Source organism: Pantoea sp. FN0307 (genome assembly GCF_050113815.1).
Classification (GTDB): Bacteria; Pseudomonadota; Gammaproteobacteria; order Enterobacterales; family Enterobacteriaceae; genus Mixta; species Mixta alhagi.
Genome location: NZ_JBNJSO010000001.1, coordinates 1,194,993 through 1,214,718, shown reverse-complemented (window position 1 = coordinate 1,214,718; position 19,726 = coordinate 1,194,993). Strand labels below are relative to the sequence as shown.

Below are 19,726 nucleotides of genomic sequence, written 5' to 3'. Positions count from 1 at the left end.
GCTAGCGTTTCAGACTGGCCCTGAACTCGTTTGTTATCGACGATTTGCCCCTGGTCGAGACATTCCAGTTTGTCGAACACCTGATATTTGAGTGAACGGTAACCGTATTTGAATGCCAGCGTGCCGTCTGGATAGTCGTAGACTGTTATTTTCTCGCCAGCGATGCGTGTATTTTCTTCAGTAGGTTCGACCAGATATATCATTTTGTCATAGCGGAATTCTTCGTTGCTTTCAGCCACAGGTCGGTGCAGATCTTTGGGATATTTTGCTGGTCTTGCGAAGCGACGATTGAAGTCAGCGATGAAGGTATTCAGCCAGGCGTTGGCTGCTTCATCAGTGACTTAGGAAGCCTATGATTACCGGGTCGTCCACGCCGAAGGTTTGCCAGTCCTGCAGCGCCAGACTCGCGAAAGCAGTTCATTAAACGCTGTGTCTGACGTTCGGTAAGAGCAAGCTGATAGCAGCATCACGACGGCGCATGCGCTTTTCAACAACTGACTGAATGATGTTGATCCGACTGATTTCTTTATCTGACATGGTCACAAGCATCCTGATGTCTCCGTGGCCTGGGGATTGGTTCCTTTATGCCAGAAAAAGTGACATCACTAAATGGGTTAAAAGTGACATCAGAATATTGCAGTTACAACATTGGTGCGCATAATGTATATTATGTTAAATTTAATATCGTGATGCTTATGCAACCTCTACATCCAGCGTTATTGTGCCCTTGCTCTTCACTCACCCATCCAGATGGATATGCTTTTCACTATTTGATAAAGCAAATGGTCAGGAGCAGAAAAATTCCCACTCCTGACCAATCAATCACACAATGCGGGTATCCAGATATTAGAGGAATTAATTACTCGCCGAAAACAATGGGCTTTAGATCCGACTATAATCGGCAAAATCTTTAAATAAGCTGGAGAGACATTGCTTTTATTTATATCGAACTAAGACTGGAGTAGGAAAATTCTTACTGGTTTATTATTGGCTGGACTTGAAAAAAAGGCATTGCCCCGCCCGGCCAGAATATGATTTTGTGATAACGACTGCACTTCCTCTTACTCACTGGAGATAATAAGAACGTCGCGATAAAGCAGACTGCTCGCGCGGAGCTAACGAGCCCGGCCTGAAGCCGGTGCTCATATTAACGCAGAATACGTTTTGCTTTTGCTGTATCGATCCACTCTCTGAATTCAATCAACAGTTGATCGTAGAGCGTCTCATCGCTGACCTGTTCATAATCATCAACGGGGAAAAAATGAGTATTATCAACAAGTCTGTCGGAAAATTTATCCAGTGATTCAAGGATGCCATAATTTGAGCCACCCAGACCGAGGAATTTGTAAAACACCGGCAAGTTTGCCGATTCACGCAATTTGTCCTTGATCAGGCGCGTCTTACTGATTCCACCGTCAGTAATGAACACGACATACACAGGCAGCGTTGAGTCCTTAAATTCTTTATTAACAGCGTCCAGCACAGGCGGTTCATTGTTCGTACCGCCCAGCCCCGGCAGCACTTCCCACATGCTGCGCTTGCCCTCATTACGGATGCGATCGATATAGCCCTCAATATTATCCAGCGTCACATCGTCATAGCGCTTGAACTTTTCCCCAAAAGCCCAGACGGGCATCACGCCGTCATCATCAAACTGCACGGCCAGCGCCGTAACGCGTTCAAGAACCGCCTGCACATTACCCCGCCTGAATTGCCCCGACATTGAACCAGAAGCATCAAGAACAAAGGCCACCTGCGCCTTCACTTCTTTTAACCGGTGTTTTTCCAGACTAACGGTTATGGGTTTCGCCAGACTGACTAGCTTCGGTGCTTTAGAAAGCTTTTTCTCAAGGCTGACTGTGGGTACCGGGGCCGGTTCGGGATTTGATACATCCACGCCAAAATGCAACGCCAGCGGATGTAATCCGCCATTAAAGCCCTGACCAACAGCACGAAGTTTCCACATACCGTTATGTCTGTAAATATGTGCGACAATCAACGCCTTCTCTGTTCGTCCTGCAATTGGGATCGGAAACGTATGTCCGTCACACATAAGTTTCAGTTCCTGAAGGCCATCCAGCGTATCTTTCCCGTCAATAACAACCGTCACGGCAATTTTATTAACCGTAACAGGGACGCCTGCCAAATTAATTCTAAAGATGGCTTCACCTGGTTTGCTCTCCATCACCACGCTTTGATTTGCGTTTTGTGGCTGATTGAAGAAAATCATATCCAGATCGCCTGAAACCTTTTCATCGGCATCCAGCAAAAAGGCGGAAGCATCTATATCACTACAAAAATCATTTCGCTGGAGGTAGGTGAGTTTTACTTCGATATCGTTCACATGAATAGCTGTATTCTGACCGGGAGCCAGTTCCATATCCTTCCCCTTTGTTAACCCTGCTCACGCAGGCAAAAAAAAGCCCCTTCACAGGGAAGAGGCTTGAAATTTGCTCTCGCTTAAACAGAGACGCCATGCTGTGCAGCCAGCGCTGCCAGGCCACCCGCAAAACCCTGCCCAACGGCCTTGAATTTCCACTCACCGTTGTGACGATACAACTCACCGAAGATCATCGCCGTTTCAGTGCTGGCATCTTCAGACAGATCGTAGCGAGCGATTTCGGTATTATTGTCTTCGTTAACGATACGGATGTAGGCGTTAGATACCATACCGAAGTTTTGCTTACGGGTTTCCGCATCGTAAATGGTTACTGCGAAGACCGCTTTTTGCACGTCAGCCGGTACGGTAGAGAGCGAGATTTTAACCTGCTCATCATCGCCCGCACCTTCACCGGTACGGTTGTCGCCCTGATGGACAACTGAACCATCCGGGCTGGTGCTGTTATTAAAGAAAACAAAGTGCTGGTCGGAAAGCACTTTACCTTCCGCGCCTACCAGGAACACCGACGCATCCAGATCGAATGACTGTCCGTCAGTGACGCGCGCATCCCAGCCAAGACCTACAATCGCTTTGGTCATGGTAGGTGCTTCTTTGGACAGGTTTACGTTACCGCCTTTAGTCAGATTAACTGCCATTATGAAATCCTCTTTGCTTTGGTCTGTTGCCCCGATAATGTGGGCGTAAGTTACTGCGTAAATGCGAAACGCGTTTTATGACGCGTTGATACCATACTGGGCGCACACGGATGCCAGTCCACCAGCATAGCCCTGGCCTACGGCACGGAACTTCCACTCACCGGCATGACGATACAGCTCACCGAACAGCATCGCGGTTTCGGTGCTGGCATCTTCGGAGAGATCATAACGTGCGGCTTCAACGTTTGTATCGTTGTTTACCAGGCGAATAAAGGCGTTGGCGACCTGGCCGAACGACTGACGACGAGCTGCAGCATCGTGAATGGTGACCACAAAAACAATTTTGGTCACCTCCTGCGGAACACGATTCAGTTCGATCACCAGGGATTCATCATCACCTTCACCCTCGCCCGTACGGTTGTCCCCGGTATGGGTAACGGAACCGTCTGAAGATTTCAGATTGTTATAGAAAATGAAGTCGTTATCACCGCGAACCTTGCCTGCGTCGGTCAACAGAAAAGCGGATGCGTCCAGGTCGAAATCCTGACCGTCAGTAGAACGCGTATCCCAGCCCAGACCGATCTTCACGTTTTTCAGTGACGGATCCACTTTAGCCAGGGATACGTTACCGCCTTTAGAGAGAGTCACTGCCATGTTGTTTTCCTCAAATCGTCGTGATGCATACTCGGTATGCTTTGATTAACGACGCGGCTTAGCCGCGTTCTTCGTCATTCTGCTCTTCTTTACCCGGGAAAAGCAGGCTTGCAATAATGCCCAGTACCAGAACCCCCATTACCACATAAAGGCTGGCGGTCGCACTGATTGAATAACCGTGATGGAAGAAGTGATCTGTTGCGTTCAGGCCCAGTTTCACCGCGATGAAAAAGAGCAGGACAATAACCGCTTTTTCCAGATGAACGAGATATTGCTTAAGCCCTTCCAGTACGAAATACAGGGTACGCAGACCAAGAATAGCGAACATCATTGCGCTGTATACAATCAGTGGCTCACGGCTGACCGCGATAACGGCTGGCACAGAGTCGAACGCAAACATCACATCTGAAAGCTCAACGACAGCTAAACAAAGCAGCATTGGGGTGGCGTAACGTCCCGCTTTGGTCAGGCGGCCAACCTGAACGTCGGCGTTTTCGGGTTTAGCCAGCTCCGCATCAACCTCTTTCTGGCTCAGCACAAATGCGCTGCCTTTGAGTTTTGGCCAAATTGGATAGAAGCGTTTCACCATTCGGTAAGCAAAGTGCTGAGAGTAATCCTCGATCTCGTCACCGTCATCGCCGCTTTTCAGCATCATTACTGCTGTCCAGCCAACAATAAGGGCAAACACAACCTCAACCCAAGGGCCAAGCGCAAGCAGACTGGTGCCGATGGCGACAAAAATACCACGGAACACAATCGCCCCGATGATGCCCCAATACAGCACGCGGTGGCGGTAATTGTTCGGAATAGCAAACCACGAGAAAATAGCCATCATGACAAACAGGTTGTCTACTGAAAGCACTTTTTCAAGCGCGTAACCGGTAACGAACAGACTCGCGACTTCCGCACCATGATGAACGTACAGGAAGCCCGCAAAAGCAAGCGCCATCAGGATCCAGAAAACCGACCATGCAGCAGCGCTTTTCAGGGAGATAGGCTTGTCATGACGGTGCATAAACAAATCGATGAAAATGGCACCAACTGAAAGCAGTAAAAACACCGCGACCGTTTCTATCGGGAACCCAATGTGGGTGGATTGCATGTGATCAACTCCAGAGACTTAAAATTATTACCCGTTAAAGGCCAAATTCGCTTGTCTGGAAGCCCAGGGCTTCGATAATTTCGCGCGCATTCGCTTTTTCGGTTTCATCAAAATTGCCGTCGCTTTTGGCAACGGCGATACCTACGCGTACAGCCAGTTGTGCCTGTTCCGGCTTGTTTTTTAATGCCAGAATGTATTTCATGGTTTCGCCCTTCCCAACTTCCAGATCGAAAGAAAAGGATGTCACCAGTTTTTCGAAAAATGTAATCACTTCTGTTGTATCGAAAATGCTGAGTTCAGGCGAAGCACGAAGAAAGCCCATCATTTTTTGCTTTTCTTCTGTGCTCACGCCATCGCTCGAAACTGCAATGCGTGCGCAGACGGCAACCGTACCTTCCAGAAAGGCGCGATTTTTATATCGGCCTACCTGTTTAGTTAGCTCATCGCGACCCGCGTTAAATTTCTCTTTAAGCGTATTAAAAAAACTCATGTTTACCCCCAGGTTACTTTGAACCCGCTTTCCAGTTAAATCCCCAGCCAAAAGCCTGATCAAGCTCCTGGTGACCGCTGAAATAGCGATTGATACGTTCTACACGGATTGCGCCACCTTCGTTTATCAGACGTGCAATGGCGCACATATTTTGACGGTTGTTCCCTTCCGTCATAAAAGTTTCCACAGGGGGCTGATCCGGAACGTGGATAGTAACGGAACCGTCCGTGCTCTCCCAGCTCGGCACGCCCTCATAGATGAAAGCGAAGATCAGCACTTCACGAATGTGCTTCCATTCAGTACCGTTGATATATATCCATTCGCCGTTACTGACTGCACCGGTACGATCGTCCCCCTGAAGCTCTACATAGGGTTCATCACGCACGCTGCCAAATTTGTTGCCAAGCGCCTGAACAATAGTGCGATAGCCGTTTGACAGTTCAACATACGCGGCAAGGTCAAGATCGATGCCTTTATTGTTATTGAACATGCTTTTGAAAAAGCCACCGTTGTTATTGCCCACGCGCTGATTCCAGTTAAGGTTCACGCGGATCTGGCCGTAATCATCCTTCTTTTTAAGGCTAATAGACGGCTTTTCTTTGGTAAGGCTCACCTTGCTGAGATTCACCGTAGGGGAAGACGTTGGCGTTGGCGTTGGCGTTGGCGTCGAACGAGCTGATGGCGCATCGGCAACATCCACACCAAAATGCTCGGCCAGCGGTTTCAACCCGCCATTGAAGCCCTGTGACACAAAGCGGAACTTCCATTCCCCGTTACGACGATACAGCTCACCCAGAATAAGCGCGGCTTCAGTGCGACCAGCCAAGTCAACATCACAGAGAAGGATGGCATTGCCGTTCGCTTCTACCTGTATGGCAAGACGCTCGACCTGAGAGACGTTTTTGCCGGCGTCACACGTAGCCGTAAAAGCAATTTTCTGAACGTTAGATCGCAGCTGCGGCAGGCTGACGGTAAACATGGTTTCGTTACCGGATGAAGAGTAACGAACGGTGCTATCGTCATTTTCACGTTGACCGTAGAAAACCATATCCAGATCGCCGCGTACCTTACCGGTGTCGTACAAACGGAAAGAGGAAACATCAATGGGGGTGCCAGCGGAAATCCGCACCACCAGCGACTGGTTGGGAACGGGGGCATTGCCCCCCGGCATCAGGTTCATTAGCGTGCTACCGCTTTAATGTCGGACGCCATGTCCTGAATGGTACGACCACGCGATGCATTACCGTGGGCGGTAAAATTCCACTCACCGCCGTTGCGGTGCAGGGACGCAATGATGACCGCCGTGTGAGAGCCTTGTTCAGTCAGCGTGTACCTGGCAAGCTCTTTACCCTGCTGATCAACCACACGACAGAAAGCATTTTCTACATCATTGAAAGACTGGCCGGTAAAGCTGTTCACCGTCAGAACCAGATGCTCAACGTTAGCAGGCAGGCGGGACAGATCAGCTATAATGGTTTCATCATCGCCATCGCCCTCACCCGTGCGGTTATCACCGCTGTGCTTCACGGAGCCATCATTAGACTGCATCTGGCGGAACCAGACGGTATCCAGCACGTTACCGGCATTATCGAGCAGCACGCAGCTGGCATCGAGATCGATGCTGTCACCACCGCCGAGAAGTTTGCCAAACAGTCCCTTTTTTTTAGCAGGATCCCAGCCAAGGCCGAAACGAATTTGTGAAATCGCGCTGCTGGATTTAGCCAGCGAAATCGTCTGATTCTTACTGAGAGATACCATCATGTCCCCTTACTGATAGGTGTTTTGCCGTAGTAAAAATTGCCGATTAATTTCAAAGCTATGAAATCATAACATGACGTTTTTATAGTGCAAGAAAACAATCATCATATGACAACTTTCTATTTATATATGTATGAATAAAAGGGTAAAATAAGTTAAATTTGCGTTATGGAAGTTATTGCAATTCAAGAAAATCACACATTTGTTACAACGCTCAGTTAATAATCATATTATGATTGATAAAAGTTGTGCTTATGCCTACACTTGACCCTCTTGTGTTTTTAACGTGACGTAAGGACTTCGACAGAATGGTTAGACCTGCTGCTGTTTGGTTTATGGAAGGTGTTTCATCACAGAAAGATATACTTAAGCAGGTCAAACAGGCCCGCACTGAGGGAGACTATGTCTTCACCCTGATTGCTTCTCATCGTAATGAGCGGCCTGAAATCCTTTCTGAAGCTGACTTTTCATATATCGAACCCGCCGACAATGATGATCTGTTGTCTTTCATTACCAGCGTATGTGAGAAACACAATGTGGTTGCCATTCATGCAGGCAAGCGTGGCTGGCTGATGGAAAAAATGCGGGCGGATATTGAAACACTTGGCGTTAAGTTAACGACCGGCGCTTGTCACGTAGATACTTTTGAGCTGGCTGATAACAAAACGCTGTTCAGCGAACAGATGTTTTGCGCAGGGCTTGCTTCCGTTAAGTCAATTCAGGTTCAGACGCCTGAAGAAGTGTCCGATGCCATTTCCAGTCTGGAGTCCAAAGGGCTGCTTCCCTGTATTAAGCCCGTTCGTGGCATATATGGTATGGGTTTCTGGGTGCTGAAACGTAGCGTTAAGCAACTTGCGTTTTTTAATAATCCTGAGCATCGCCATATGCATCCCGACATCCTTCTTACTGCTTTGCGCAGCGCCGTAGCTGCGCAAGAAGAATTGCCGTTACAGATTGTGATGCCTTATCTGCCTGGCCCGGAGCGCTCAACAGATATGCTGGTTGAAAAAGGCCGTGTCATTGCCGCAGTGGCAAGACGCAAAGCCGGGTCAGTGCAGGCATTTGAAAATGAGGGTGCTGCATTTCAACTGGCACAGGCATGTGCACACAGACTGGGGGCTGACGGCCTGATCAATATACAGACGCGGGACAATGACCAGGGCGAACCGGTGCTGCTCGAAGCGAATCTTCGGCCTTCTGGTGGCATTGGATACACTGCCTTTAGCGGTATAAATCTGCCCGGCCTGTTTGCCTTGCGCCAGCTGGGCTTGTTAAACGACAGCGAAACGACCGAGAAGCTGGGGTTATTCAAATCTCTACAGGTCATTTCCACTCACAATGCCAAACCGCTGCCGGTCGTTGAGATCAGCACGCCAGACAATGTTTCATCTGAGGTTTAAGGCAGAGATATGTCACAGTCAAAACAGCAGATTTATCAACGAGAACTGGCAAGCGGTACGTTAACGGTTAAAACCACCAGCGACGTATGTCTGGACACCTTATTTGACATTGCTGAGCGCAGAAATCCCAGGCGGGCTTTTTTATTTGTCAGCAAGGTATTGGGACGTCATATCCCTGTTTCTCCCACCGTGATGAACAAAAGCTACGTTAATCTTGCCGCGGGTATGCCAGCCAATCTGCCTGAACCCGTGCTGTTTATCGGCATGGCCGAAACGGCCGTTGGCCTCGCAGCCGGTGTCTTCCGCGAGGCCAGTAAGTGCATTGCACAATCGGTTTTCCTTACCAGCACCCGACATCCTGTAGACGGTGATTTGCTGTGCGAATTTAAAGAAGATCACAGCCATGCCACCGATCATCTTATCTACCATCCTGAAGATACAACGCTGCGTGAGCGTGCGAAAAATGCCCGAACGCTGGTGTTGATTGATGATGAAGCCACAACGGGTAAAACGTTCCTTAACCTTCTCCAGGCATTACGTGATGCCGGCCTGGACACCCTGGCTCGCGTTGTCACCGTGACGCTTACCGACTGGAGTGGAGACGCTATCTCACAGAATTGCCCTCTGCCTGTTGATGTCGTGTCGCTGGTTAAAGGTAGCTGGAGCTGGACACCTTGCCCGGACGCGCCGGTACCGGTGATGCCCTCTGTAAACGTCACGGCACGCGGGTCTGCTTCGCTCGCTAAACGTCAGGACTGGGGACGACTTGGAATGCATGAAACATCGTGCAATCTGGGGGATGCATTACGCACCGAGAAAGGAGAAAGAATTCTGGTTATTGGTTCCGGAGAGTTCGTCTGGCAGCCTTTCCTGCTCGCTGAGCGTCTGGAGAACGACGGCGCTGAGGTTCGATTTGGTTCGCTTACCCGATCGCCTATAGCCATCGGTATGGCGATAAAATCTGTCATCGCGTTTACAGACAACTATGGGTTAGGCATCCCTAACTTCATTTATAACATTGCTCACCACACTTACGACCGAGTGATTGTGTGTGTGGAAACGCCGGTTGATACAGTTTGTCCGGAGCTGCTCGCCCAACTCAGAAAAATCTCCCCCCGCGTAGAGGTTATCAGTTATGAATAAGCCCGTTGCCCTGTGTGACCTTGACGACACCCTTTTTCAGACCAGACGCAAAATGCTCAATGAAATGCACCTGGAGCCTGTTCGTATTGGTGCATACGATCGTGAACGCCAGCCCAGAAGCTTTATGTCAACTGAGCAGGCGATGCTGGTTGACTGGCTTCTCTCTACCGCTGAGCTTATTCCTGTCACGGCGCGTGGGACGGAAGAAACCGCCCGCGTCGCCGTGCCCTTCACATCATGGAAAGTGATGACGCATGGTGCGGTAATCGCTAATCCGGACGGCACGGTTAACCGGGAATGGCAGGATATTATCATGTCCGGACTTGCCACCATGCATGACCGGCTGGTGAGCTACCGGCAGATGCTGAGCGACAAGCTGGCTGAAGCGGGTATTGATGCATGGTGCAGGATGAATGTTGAATATAACGGCACGCCGGTTTATTTCGTCATGAAACACAGGGACAGCACGAAAATTCAGACGCTTTATGATTTCAATAAGGTGATGATGCAACAGCTTGATACCGAAGGCTTTTACATTCATTCGAACGGGAATAACATCGCCTGGATCCCGGCTGGCGTGCAGAAGGGACTGGCCGTGGAATGGTTACTGAAAAAACTGCGGGATGAGCGAGGGGCGTTTCCGGTTTTGGGGCTGGGAGACAGTTTAAGCGATCACACGTTCATGAAGCACTGCCACTGGTTTGGGATGCCTTCCCGCAGTCAGTTTGCAGAGGCCATTAACGAAAGATTGTTTCGTGAGGATAAGACAATATGACGGGCAAGACACTTAAACCGTTTCATGGCACTTACCTTCCTTCTGATATTCAGTTTCTGCTGGAACCGGTAGAGATCGAAATGACTTCAGTGGAAGAAAAAGAGCGACTGATCCAGTCCGGCCAGAAGCATTATTCCGATATGTTGAGTCAGGAGCCGGCCCCGACCCCGGCCCATCTTGAGTTGTTTGGTAAGGCTCTGGACGTTGGCGCGGGCAGAATGGCGCGCGAAGTTATCGCATTGGCCAAAGGACTGACAGAACAGGTTCAGGCTCGCCCTGTTATTCTGGTGAGTCTGGTGCGCGCAGGCGTGCCGCTAGGCGTGATGCTTCAACGCGCCATCACGGATATGGGGCATCTCTCTTTTCATTACGGCATCAGTATTATCCGTGACCGCGGTATCGATACTGAGGCGCTCGCTGTGATCGAAGCCCGTCACGGTACTGATGGGATTGTCTTTGTGGACGGCTGGACGGGAAAAGGCACCATCACCGGTCAGTTGACGGAAAGTCTTAAAAACCGTCCCGGTTATCCTGAAATGCCGCGCCTGGCTGTCCTTGCCGATCCTGCTGGCTGCGCATGGATAGCGGCCTCAGATAATGACTGGCTCATCCCTTTTGGCATTATGGGCGCTCCCGTTTCCGGCATGGTATCCCGATCCATATGGACTGAAACCGGCTTCCACGGCTGCGTTTTTTGTGAGCACCTGCGTGAATATGAGTGCAGCACCCTGTTGGTGGACACCGTTGATCAGTTCCGAAAGCAGATTAATGTCGGTACCGTGCCCGCTGCCCTTCCCTTCTCAACCCAATGCCATAACCAGTCCGGCATCAGCCAGAAGGTCATACAAAAGCTGGCAGAGAAATTCCACATAGCGAACATCAACCGGATTAAGCCAGGTATTGCGGAAGCGACTCGGGCGGTTTTGCGCCGCGTTCCGGATCATGTCCTGGTGAGTAATAAAGCCGATCATGATGTCTCTCTGCTGCTTTATCTGGCTGAACAGAAAGGGATCACGGTTGAAGAAGTTGGCGATACTATTGGGTTTTACCGCGCCGTAACCATCATCAAAAAGGTGGCCTGATCATGAAAAAATGCATTTCCCCTTTCATGCTGGGTGCAACCCTCTATATGCCTGCCACGCGTAGCGACCTTGCTGAAATCATTCTGCACGGAAAAATACCCGAACTCCGCTCGCTGGTTGTCTGCCTGGAGGATGCGGTAAGCGAATCCGATCTTGAACCGGCCTTAATGAATCTCGACGCGCTGCTTCAGGAGCTGAGTGAAAACGTCGGCCCCGATGAGGCCGCTCAACGTCCTCTTGTTTTTATCCGTCCGCGTCAAGAAGAGATGGCAGCGATGCTCGTCAGCAAATATAAACTGACCGGTATTGATGGTTTTGTTTTGCCAAAGTTTACACACGCTAACTTATCCTGCTGGTGGCAAATTCTCGGGTCAACCCATCTCGCGATGATGCCAACGCTTGAAACGCGAGAGGTCTTTGACGTGAATGCGATGAACGCGCTTGCCATTGCGCTGGAGCAGCATCCCGCGCGGGAGAGAATCGTTGCTCTTCGTATCGGTGGGAACGATTTGATGAGTGTGATTTCAATGCGACGCCCGAAAAATCTGACGCTTTACGACGGGCCTATGGGATATGTAGTGAAAATGCTGGTTGCGGTTTTTGCGCCTCGCGGTTTTTCACTGACTGCGCCAGTTTGTGAACAGATCGACAATATCGAACTGCTGGAGCGGGAGCTGGCGCTGGATATCGCCCACGGCTTAGTGGGTAAGACAGCGATTCACCCTTCGCATCTTGAACTGATTCATCGTGGTCTGATGGTTGAAAAAGAGGAATATGAAGATGCGCTGCGCATTCTTAACTCAACCCAGGCTGTGTTTAAATCTCAGGGAGCAATGTGTGAACCGGCGACGCACTGGCGCTGGGCGACATCGGTCCTTGAGCGCTCGAAGCATTGTGGAATTGTGAAACAGTTTGACAATGTGTTTTTTGCCACGCGCCAGTAGGTGCGTGCTTATTATCACTATGGTGTGTTATGTCCCTGAGCGCTAAACAGTACAGACAATACAAACTGATCGTTTTATTAAGCACGGGAAAACCCGTGAGTAAGGATGCGCTGTTTCAGGAAATAGACTGTTCCGAACCTACATTTATTCGCGATTTAAGGGACATCAGAGAAGAATTTCATGCCGAAATAAAGTTTCACAAAGCCAGCGCTAAATACCAGATGATCGGGGCAGGTGCGATTACGCCCAAGCTTGTAAAATACATGCGCGAGGCGATGACCATGCGTGAGCAGTCCAGGTCATCAACAACCGGTCAGAGTGTTGTGCTGGACAAGGAAGGAAAAAAACCGGTCTCTCTGTCGCTGCGTTTTTCCGTGCTCCGCAAAATAGAGACGTATGGCTATCGCAACGGAATGAACCGCAGCCAGGTCGTTGAATGGCTCGTGGAAAACCACTTTGGCAGTAAGAAAAAATAGCTGAAGATCGGTAGTGCGTCGTATAAAGCGGGCAATAAAAAGGCGGGGTTTTAAACCCGCCTTTTTACTTGCCATACCAGGGAATGCAAAGCTTACTTATTGATGCACTCGCCTGTTAAGCTCGCCTTACAGAGCCATATTATACTGCGGCTCTGACGCTTTTGACGTCTCTGCTGCCGGTGCTTCAGCGGATTTACCTGCCATATTAATCACCGGCGGTTTAGTCAGTTGCAGAGTAGCTGCCGTGTCGTTCCACACCTGCTGTGCCAGCGCAGGATCGTCGTTCAGTTTCTTGCCGTAGCTCGGCACAACCTTACGAATTTTTTCCTGCCATTCCGCAGATTTGAACTGCTCCGGGAAGAGTTGCTTAACCACATCCAGCGCAATCGGAGCTGCAGTTGATGCGCCCGGGGAAGCACCTAACAATGCCGCTACCGTTTTCTGCTGATCGGTCACAATTTCGGTTCCCAGTTTCAGCACGCCGCCCTTCTCTTCATCTTTCTTGATGATCTGTACACGTTGACCTGCCTGGATCAGTTTCCAGTCTTCTTTCTTCGCGTTGGGATAATACTCTTTCAGCGCGGCGAAACGGTCTTCTTCACTCAGCATAACCTGACCGACCAGGTATTTAACCAGATCAAAGTTATCCATGCCCACGTTTGTCATCGGAATAACATTCTTGGTAGTGGTGGTGCTCAGCAGATCAAACAGTGAACCATTTTTCAGAAACTTGGTTGAGAACGTTGCGAACGGTCCAAACAGGACAACCTTTTTGCCATCCAGATAACGGGAATCCAGATGCGGCACAGACATTGGCGGTGCACCAACGGAAGCCTGGCCATACACTTTCTGGTTATGACGTTGCGCAATTTCCGGGTTTTCCGTTACCAGGAATGAGCCGCCGACCGGGAAGCCTGCATACTTATCTGCTTCAGGAATGCCGGTTTCTTGCAGCAGCTTCAGAGCCCCGCCACCAGCGCCGATAAAGACATATTTGGCGTCAACGCTACGCGTTTCACCATTTTTGGCGTCTTTGATGGTGACATGCCAGGAATTATCGCTGTTACGTTTGAAATCGGTAACTTCAGAAGAGGTTTCCAGCTTGAAGTTATCATTCTTCTTCAGGCTGCCAATCAACTGACGGGTAATTTCACCATAGTTAACATCGGTACCGACCGGCGTCCAGGTTGCGGCTATTTTCTGCTTCGGATCGCGGCCTTCCATAATCAGCGGAGACCATTGCGCAATCTGCTTAGGATCGGTAGAGAATTTCATGCCCTGGAACAAAACGGTTTTTTGCAGAGCCTGATAACGACGGCTCAGGTAATCAACGTTTTTATCGCCCCAGACAAAACTCATATGATCAGTGGAGTTAATAAATGAGTGCGGATTATTCAGCACGCCCTTTTTAACTTGTGCAGTCCAGAACTGACGGGAAATCATAAAAGCTTCGTTGATTTCTAAAGCTTTCTTAACTTCGATTGAACCATCCGGACGCTCTGGCGTATAGTTCAGCTCCATATTTGCTGAATGGCCGGTACCCGCGTTGTTCCAGCCATTGGATGATTCCAGCGCGACACCGTCAAGTTTTTCAACCATGATCTGTTTCCAGTCAGGCTGAAGTTCTTCAAGGAAAGTGCCTAATGAGGCGCTCATGATGCCGCCGCCGATCAGTAAAACATCGGTTTTCTCTGGTGCAGTTTCAGCATGCGCTGCAGAAGTTACTAGCAGAGCCAAAAGGGAAAGCGAAGGCAGTACTTTTGTTGATTTAATCATGCTTAGTCTTCAATATGTCGCAGTTATGGTTAAAAAAAGCTGATTAACTTTAAATTATTGTTACTTAATAGTTGATTTATTTTTAGTTATTTAATTAAAAAAACAGCACCGCCTGTTACTTTAGTTACTAAATGCGCTACGCTAAGAACCTTATTACCTTAATGAACCTGTCACCACAGCCAAAGCCCGCGCCTAAGCGTCCAATGAAACTCAGTACCCTGGCCATGTTAATGATGGGCGGGGTCATATTTACGGTGCTGTTAAGCGTTCATCTGCTCTACTTTATTCAAATTGACAACTTCACGCATGATCATGTGAAAGACAAGGCGCTTGCCGTAGCGCGAACGCTGGCCGAAGATCCACAAATTCAACACAGCCTTACCCTGCCCGCTAACGATGGCGTCATTCAGTCCATTGCTCAGGCGGCAAAAAAGCGCAATGACTTACTGTTTGTCACCGTTACCGATATGAACGGTATACGTTACTCACATCCCAACCGCGCCTTAATTAATAAACGTTTTATTGGCGAAGACCTGCAACCGGCGCTGGCCGGGCATGAAAACGTTGCGTTCAATCAGGGGACGCTGGTAAAAGCATTGCGCGTATTCACCCCGGTATTTAACACCCGGCATCAGCAAATCGGTGTCGTGGCGATTGGGATTTCACTCAGCGATGTTACGGCGCAAGTCAGTAAAAGCCGCTGGAACATTTTCTGGACCACCTTGTTAGGCGGCACAGTGGGATTATTGGGCGTCTTGATGCTGGTCAGGCGCCTGAAAACAATTCTGCTTGGTCTGGAGCCACATGAAATCTCCAGCCTGTTTGAACAGCGGCAGGCCATTCTTGACTCGGTAAAAGAGGGCGTGATTGCGGTTGATGCCCATGCGCGCGTGACGCTGATCAACCAGGCAGCGCAGCAGTTATTGCGCAAAACAGCCATCGAAGCACCGCTCAGTGGCGATCGGATCCCGGAAAACTCGCTGATGTTAAGCCACCTGCGGGAAGCCCTGCATGACGGTAAGGCGCGACATGATGAAGAACTTAACGTGCGCGGGCGCATTATGATTAGCAATACCGTGCCGGTTCGCAGCCGAAAGCGTATTATCGGCGCGGTGTGTACCTTCCGTGATAAAACGGAAATCAGTCAGCTGATGTTGCGCCTGGACGGCATGGTAAACTATGTCGATGCGTTACGTGAACGCTCCCATGAGTTCATGAATAAGCTGCACGTCATTCTCGGCCTGCTGCATATGAAAAATTATGCGCAGATGGAAGCCTATATTTTAAAAACGGCAAATAATTACCAGACGGAAATTGGGTCGCTGCAGCAACGCATTAAGTCACCGGTAATGACGGGATTTCTGTTAAGTAAAATCAACCGCGCCTCAGATAAAGGGCATCGCTTGATTCTCAACGATGCCAGTTATTTGCCGGATAGCGGCAGTGAGGAACAGGTTGCGGCGCTGATTATTATTCTGGGAAATTTGATTGAAAATGCGCTGGAAGCGTTAGATCAGCAGCAGGAAGGTGAAATTCATCTGTTGCTGCACTACCAGAATGGGTGGCTATCCTGCGAAGTCAGTGATGACGGTCCTGGCATTCCTGCCGCCCTGGAAAAATCTATTTTCGAAAAAGGCTTTTCTTCAAAAGGCGACGATCGGGGAATGGGTTTGTTCCTGGTTAAACAACAAACAGAAACGCTTGGCGGAAATATCAGCGTCGAATCTGAACCGGGTATCTATACCCAATTTTTTGTACAGCTCCCCTGGGGCAAAGGAAATCAGGCTTTATGATGAATGTGTTAGTGGTCGACGATGATGCTATGGTCGCTGAACTTAACCGTTGCTATATAGAACAGATCCCAGGGCTAACCTGTTGTGGTATCGCGTCAACCTTACAACAGGCAAAAGAGCGATTACTCCAGACCGAGCCGCCGGTTGATCTGATCCTGCTCGATATCTATATGCAGCAGGAAAACGGGCTCGATTTACTGTCAGAATTGCGCAATTCTCACTATCCCGTTGATGTCATCATTATCTCTTCCGCGGCAGATGCGGCAACGATTAAAACCTCGCTTAACTATGGCGTGGTTGATTACCTGATCAAGCCCTTCCAGTTCTCGCGTTTTGAAGAAGCGCTAACCCACTGGCGACAAAAAAGATCGCAGATGGATAATCAACAATATTATCAGCAGGCGGAACTCGACCGCATCATTCATGGCCGCTCACCAACCACCAGTGAGCAGCAACGCCTGCCTAAAGGGTTAACGCCGCAAACCTTACGCACTCTGTGTCAGTGGATTGATGCCCATCCGGACACGGAGTTCTCTACCGATGAATTAGCCGCAGAAGTCAATATCTCGCGTGTATCCTGCCGTAAATATCTGATCTGGCTGGCGGAAATTAAAATTCTTTTCACCACCATTCATTACGGCGCCACCGGCAGGCCGGTTTATCGTTATCGTTTGCAGGCGGAATATCACTCCCTGCTGAAACATTACTGTTAACAGACGTGGCCGGTAAGGGTTCCCCCTTACCGGCCTGCTTAGCGCCAGCCCAGTTCAGGCGCGACCTGAGTTAACACTGCTTCCAGCACGTGCGCGCAATAATCCACGCCCAGCTGATTAGGAATGGTTAGCAGCAGCGTATCCGCTTCGGCAATTGCTTCATCCTGCTTCAGCTGCGCGATTAGCGTCTCTGGCTCTGCGGCGTAACTGCGGCCAAAAATTGCCCGCGTTTTCTCATCCAGATAACCGACCTGATCGCCTTCCTGACGGCTGGCACCAAAATAAGCGCGATCCTTTTCATTCACCAGAGGAAAGATACTGCGGCTTACCGAAACCCGTGGCTTGCGCGCATGCCCCGCTTCCAGCCAGGCGGCGCGATAGGCGCGGATCTGCTTCGCCTGTTGAATATGAAACGCCTCACCGGTTTCATCATCTTTCAGCGTGGAGCTTTGCAAATGCATTCCCAGCCTGGCCGCCCAGATTGCCGTGGCGTTGGATCCCGATCCCCACCAGATACGCTCACGCAGGCCTTCAGAAAAAGGTTCTGGTCGTAACAGGCCTGGCGGATTGGCAAACATCGGCTGCGGATTGGGTTTAGCGAACCCTTCACCGCGCAGCACATCAAGCAGCACTTCGGTATGGCGTCTGCCCATGTCCGCGTCGCTTTCACCCTCCTGCGGCTGATAGCCGAAATAGCGCCAGCCATCAATTACCTGCTCTGGCGACCCCCTGCTGATGCCCAGCTGTAAACGTCCGCCGCTGATTAAATCGGCGACGCCCGCCTCTTCCGCCATATAGAACGGATTCTCATAGCGCATATCGATCACGCCGGTACCGATTTCAATACGCCGGGTACGGGCACCAACCGCTGCCAGCAAGGGAAACGGCGCGCTAAGCTGGCGGGCAAAATGATGTACGCGGAAATAAGCGCCGTCTGCGCCTAAATCTTCAGCCGCTTCGGCCAGCGCGATCGATTGCTGCAGGGCATCAGCGGCGGTACGCGTTGCCGACTGGAACGACGGCCCCCAATGACCAAATGAGAGAAACCCGATTTTTTTCATGCTGTTGCCTTTTATAAAAATGCAGGATACCCGGCACGATTAATACCGGCTTTTTATCTGTTAACTGTAGCGGCCCGGTAGCCGGAAAGCATCTCCCTGCACCAGCAATCAGCCATTTTTATCGGGTAAAAAATGCTGTACAGCGGCAAGAAGAATATCTGTAAGCAAGATTTGACGCTCTGTAAAGATTACCTTACTCTGCGCGCATCGTGATGTAAGCGGAACCGTACATTCAGGGGAAAGCGTGAAGAACCGTACTTTGGGCAGTATTTTTATCGTGGCCGGTACCACCATTGGTGCCGGTATGTTGGCCATGCCGCTGGCCGCTGCGGGTATCGGCCCCGGCGTGACTCTGCTGCTGTTGATAGGGCTTTGGGCGCTGATGTGTTATACCGCGCTGCTGCTGGTTGAAGTCTATCAACACGCATCGGCGGATACCGGACTGGGCACGCTAACGCGCCGTTATCTGGGTCGTCCCGGTCAGTGGCTGACCGGTTTTAGCATGCTGTTTTTGCTCTATGCGCTGACCGCCGCCTATATCAGCGGCGCGGGCGAACTGCTGGCAGCCAGCCTGAGCCAGTGGTTCTCTACGGAAATTTCCGCCAGCAGCGGCGTGCTGCTGTTTACGTTGATTGCCGGCGGCATCGTTTGTGTTGGCACGCAGATGGTGGATATGTTTAACCGTGTGCTGTTCAGCGCCAAGATAATTTTGCTGGTGGTCATGCTGGGCCTGATGATGCCGCATATTCATCAAACCAATCTGCTGACGCTTCCGCTGGAGAAAGGCCTGGTGCTGGCCGCTATCCCGGTTATCTTTACCTCTTTTGGTTTTCACGGCAGCGTGCCCAGCATTATCAGCTACCTGAACGGCGATCTGCGTAAGCTGCGCTGGGTGTTTATCATCGGCAGCGCCATTCCGCTGGTGGCCTATATCTTCTGGCAGCTGGCGACGCTGGGCGCCATCGACCAAAGCGCTTTCAGCGCCCTGCTCGCCAGCCATGCCGGGCTGAACGGTCTGCTGCAGGCGATTCGTCAAATTGTGGCTTCGCCGCACGTTGAGCTGGCGGTACATCTGTTTGCCGATCTGGCGCTGGCAACATCCTTTTTAGGCGTGTCGCTGGGCCTGTTTGATTATCTGGCGGATATCTGTAAGCGTAACGCCAGCGTTACAGGGCGTATGCAAAGCGGGCTAATGACCTTTCTGCCGCCGCTGCTGTTCGCCCTTTTCTATCCGCAGGGTTTTGTGCTGGCGCTTGGCTATGCAGGCGTGGCGTTGGCGGTGCTGGCGCTGATTATTCCCGCTCTGCTGGTATGGCGTAGCCGTCAGCAGCACAGCGCGGCGAGTTATCAGGTCGTGGGCGGCAGGCCATTGCTGCTACTGGTGTTTCTCTGCGGTATCGGCGTTATCGTTATTCAGCTATTGATTGCCCTGGGCTGGCTGCCGGAAGTGGGATGAGATCAACCGGACATTAACGTTATTCCGCTGTTCTGATCTATTGCAAGATTAACCCGGATATAACCTG

Annotated in this window: 17 protein-coding genes and 2 pseudogenes; 9 read left to right on the top strand and 10 right to left on the bottom strand. The window is 50.3% G+C overall.

The genetic code is table 11. The annotated features are described in order from the left end of the window. Positions 1 to 23: 23 nt before the first annotated feature. The 8 genes and pseudogenes from ACQE3Z_RS05690 to ACQE3Z_RS05655 form a co-directional block, all read right to left on the bottom strand. Positions 24 to 332: pseudogene (locus tag ACQE3Z_RS05690) on the bottom strand (ISNCY family transposase); the annotation flags it as partial. An 815-nt stretch (positions 333 to 1,147) separates the two neighbouring features. Beyond that, positions 1,148 to 2,389 (bottom strand): annotated as a pseudogene (locus ACQE3Z_RS05685) (VWA domain-containing protein); the annotation flags it as partial. Between the two features lie 71 nt (positions 2,390 to 2,460). Then, positions 2,461 to 3,036 carry a TerD family protein gene (locus tag ACQE3Z_RS05680; RefSeq protein ID WP_426972614.1) on the bottom strand — a complete coding sequence of 192 codons (576 nt, stop codon included), beginning with the start codon at positions 3,034 to 3,036 and terminating at the stop codon, positions 2,461 to 2,463. 75 nt (positions 3,037 to 3,111) lie between these two features. Beyond that, entirely contained in the window at positions 3,112 to 3,690 is a 579-nt protein-coding gene (locus tag ACQE3Z_RS05675) for a TerD family protein (protein ID WP_426972612.1), read from the bottom strand. 58 nt (positions 3,691 to 3,748) lie between these two features. After that, positions 3,749 to 4,792, bottom strand: a complete 1,044-nt coding sequence (locus tag ACQE3Z_RS05670; RefSeq protein ID WP_426972610.1) for a TerC/Alx family metal homeostasis membrane protein — start codon at positions 4,790 to 4,792, stop codon at positions 3,749 to 3,751. A gap of 34 nt (positions 4,793 to 4,826) precedes the next feature. Beyond that, on the bottom strand, positions 4,827 to 5,282 hold the full coding sequence (locus ACQE3Z_RS05665; RefSeq protein WP_426973069.1) for a tellurite resistance TerB family protein: 456 nt from the start codon (positions 5,280 to 5,282) through the stop codon (positions 4,827 to 4,829). A 13-nt stretch (positions 5,283 to 5,295) separates the two neighbouring features. Continuing rightward, entirely contained in the window at positions 5,296 to 6,462 is a 1,167-nt protein-coding gene (locus ACQE3Z_RS05660) for a TerD family protein (RefSeq protein ID WP_426972608.1), read from the bottom strand. Then, positions 6,462 to 7,040 carry a TerD family protein gene (locus tag ACQE3Z_RS05655; RefSeq protein ID WP_426973067.1) on the bottom strand — a complete coding sequence of 193 codons (579 nt, stop codon included), beginning with the start codon at positions 7,038 to 7,040 and terminating at the stop codon, positions 6,462 to 6,464. The genes ACQE3Z_RS05660 and ACQE3Z_RS05655 overlap by 1 nt, the downstream gene beginning before the upstream one ends. A 308-nt stretch (positions 7,041 to 7,348) precedes the next feature. Here ACQE3Z_RS05655 and ACQE3Z_RS05650 point away from each other — a divergent pair, with 308 nt between their 5' ends. From ACQE3Z_RS05650 to ACQE3Z_RS05625, 6 genes are all read left to right on the top strand, one after another. Then, positions 7,349 to 8,440, top strand: coding sequence for an ATP-grasp domain-containing protein (locus ACQE3Z_RS05650; RefSeq protein ID WP_426972607.1), 1,092 nt, complete (start codon positions 7,349 to 7,351; stop codon positions 8,438 to 8,440). Positions 8,441 to 8,449: 9 nt separating this feature from the next. After that, the gene (locus tag ACQE3Z_RS05645) at positions 8,450 to 9,583 is read left to right on the top strand and encodes a phosphoribosyltransferase domain-containing protein (protein ID WP_426972606.1); all 1,134 of its coding nucleotides are present in this window, start codon (positions 8,450 to 8,452) and stop codon (positions 9,581 to 9,583) included. Then, entirely contained in the window at positions 9,576 to 10,358 is a 783-nt protein-coding gene (locus ACQE3Z_RS05640; protein WP_426972604.1) for a hypothetical protein, read from the top strand. Before ACQE3Z_RS05645 ends, ACQE3Z_RS05640 begins: the two co-directional genes overlap by 8 nt. Continuing rightward, positions 10,355 to 11,440, top strand: a complete 1,086-nt coding sequence (locus ACQE3Z_RS05635) for a cysteine protease StiP family protein (RefSeq protein ID WP_426972603.1) — start codon at positions 10,355 to 10,357, stop codon at positions 11,438 to 11,440. The genes ACQE3Z_RS05640 and ACQE3Z_RS05635 overlap by 4 nt, the downstream gene beginning before the upstream one ends. A gap of 2 nt (positions 11,441 to 11,442) precedes the next feature. Further along, a complete protein-coding gene (locus ACQE3Z_RS05630) occupies positions 11,443 to 12,384 on the top strand; it encodes an HpcH/HpaI aldolase/citrate lyase family protein (protein ID WP_426972601.1) in 942 nt (313 codons plus the stop codon). A 95-nt stretch (positions 12,385 to 12,479) separates the two neighbouring features. Next, positions 12,480 to 12,860 (top strand): tellurium resistance protein TerW, encoded by a 381-nt coding sequence (locus tag ACQE3Z_RS05625; protein ID WP_426972599.1) that lies wholly within the window; start codon positions 12,480 to 12,482, stop codon positions 12,858 to 12,860. A gap of 126 nt (positions 12,861 to 12,986) precedes the next feature. On the opposite strand, the gene mqo is transcribed toward ACQE3Z_RS05625, so the two are convergent. Beyond that, positions 12,987 to 14,636: a malate dehydrogenase (quinone) gene (gene mqo / locus ACQE3Z_RS05620; protein ID WP_426972597.1), complete on the bottom strand. Its 1,650-nt coding sequence runs from the start codon at positions 14,634 to 14,636 to the stop codon at positions 12,987 to 12,989. 161 nt (positions 14,637 to 14,797) lie between these two features. Between mqo and ACQE3Z_RS05615 the strand changes: the two genes are divergently transcribed. Beyond that, the gene (locus ACQE3Z_RS05615; protein WP_426972595.1) at positions 14,798 to 16,429 is read left to right on the top strand and encodes a sensor histidine kinase; all 1,632 of its coding nucleotides are present in this window, start codon (positions 14,798 to 14,800) and stop codon (positions 16,427 to 16,429) included. Beyond that, complete coding sequence (gene dcuR, locus ACQE3Z_RS05610; protein ID WP_426972593.1) at positions 16,426 to 17,142, top strand: two-component system response regulator DcuR; 717 nt, start codon at positions 16,426 to 16,428, stop codon at positions 17,140 to 17,142. Before ACQE3Z_RS05615 ends, dcuR begins: the two co-directional genes overlap by 4 nt. Before the next feature lie 38 nt (positions 17,143 to 17,180). On the opposite strand, the gene ACQE3Z_RS05605 is transcribed toward dcuR, so the two are convergent. After that, on the bottom strand, positions 17,181 to 18,203 hold the full coding sequence (locus ACQE3Z_RS05605; protein ID WP_426972591.1) for an LLM class flavin-dependent oxidoreductase: 1,023 nt from the start codon (positions 18,201 to 18,203) through the stop codon (positions 17,181 to 17,183). A gap of 244 nt (positions 18,204 to 18,447) precedes the next feature. Between ACQE3Z_RS05605 and tyrP the strand changes: the two genes are divergently transcribed. Beyond that, entirely contained in the window at positions 18,448 to 19,659 is a 1,212-nt protein-coding gene (gene tyrP / locus ACQE3Z_RS05600; RefSeq protein ID WP_426972589.1) for a tyrosine transporter TyrP, read from the top strand. Positions 19,660 to 19,726 lie beyond the last annotated feature (67 nt).

Bases quoted from the DNA above. Each gene is read 5' to 3' on its own strand.
- ACQE3Z_RS05680 (WP_426972614.1), bottom strand. From the start codon at position 3,036: ATGGCAGTTAATCTGACTAAAGGCGGTAACGTAAACCTGTCCAAAGAA.
- ACQE3Z_RS05675 (WP_426972612.1), bottom strand. From the start codon at position 3,690: ATGGCAGTGACTCTCTCTAAAGGCGGTAACGTATCCCTGGCTAAAGTG.
- ACQE3Z_RS05670 (WP_426972610.1), bottom strand. From the start codon at position 4,792: ATGCAATCCACCCACATTGGGTTCCCGATAGAAACGGTCGCGGTGTTT.
- ACQE3Z_RS05665 (WP_426973069.1), bottom strand. From the start codon at position 5,282: ATGAGTTTTTTTAATACGCTTAAAGAGAAATTTAACGCGGGTCGCGAT.
- ACQE3Z_RS05660 (WP_426972608.1), bottom strand. From the start codon at position 6,462: ATGAACCTGATGCCGGGGGGCAATGCCCCCGTTCCCAACCAGTCGCTG.
- ACQE3Z_RS05655 (WP_426973067.1), bottom strand. From the start codon at position 7,040: ATGGTATCTCTCAGTAAGAATCAGACGATTTCGCTGGCTAAATCCAGC.
- ACQE3Z_RS05650 (WP_426972607.1), top strand. From the start codon at position 7,349: ATGGTTAGACCTGCTGCTGTTTGGTTTATGGAAGGTGTTTCATCACAG.
- ACQE3Z_RS05645 (WP_426972606.1), top strand. From the start codon at position 8,450: ATGTCACAGTCAAAACAGCAGATTTATCAACGAGAACTGGCAAGCGGT.
- ACQE3Z_RS05640 (WP_426972604.1), top strand. From the start codon at position 9,576: ATGAATAAGCCCGTTGCCCTGTGTGACCTTGACGACACCCTTTTTCAG.
- ACQE3Z_RS05635 (WP_426972603.1), top strand. From the start codon at position 10,355: ATGACGGGCAAGACACTTAAACCGTTTCATGGCACTTACCTTCCTTCT.
- ACQE3Z_RS05630 (WP_426972601.1), top strand. From the start codon at position 11,443: ATGAAAAAATGCATTTCCCCTTTCATGCTGGGTGCAACCCTCTATATG.
- mqo (WP_426972597.1), bottom strand. From the start codon at position 14,636: ATGATTAAATCAACAAAAGTACTGCCTTCGCTTTCCCTTTTGGCTCTG.
- ACQE3Z_RS05615 (WP_426972595.1), top strand. From the start codon at position 14,798: ATGAACCTGTCACCACAGCCAAAGCCCGCGCCTAAGCGTCCAATGAAA.
- dcuR (WP_426972593.1), top strand. From the start codon at position 16,426: ATGATGAATGTGTTAGTGGTCGACGATGATGCTATGGTCGCTGAACTT.
- ACQE3Z_RS05605 (WP_426972591.1), bottom strand. From the start codon at position 18,203: ATGAAAAAAATCGGGTTTCTCTCATTTGGTCATTGGGGGCCGTCGTTC.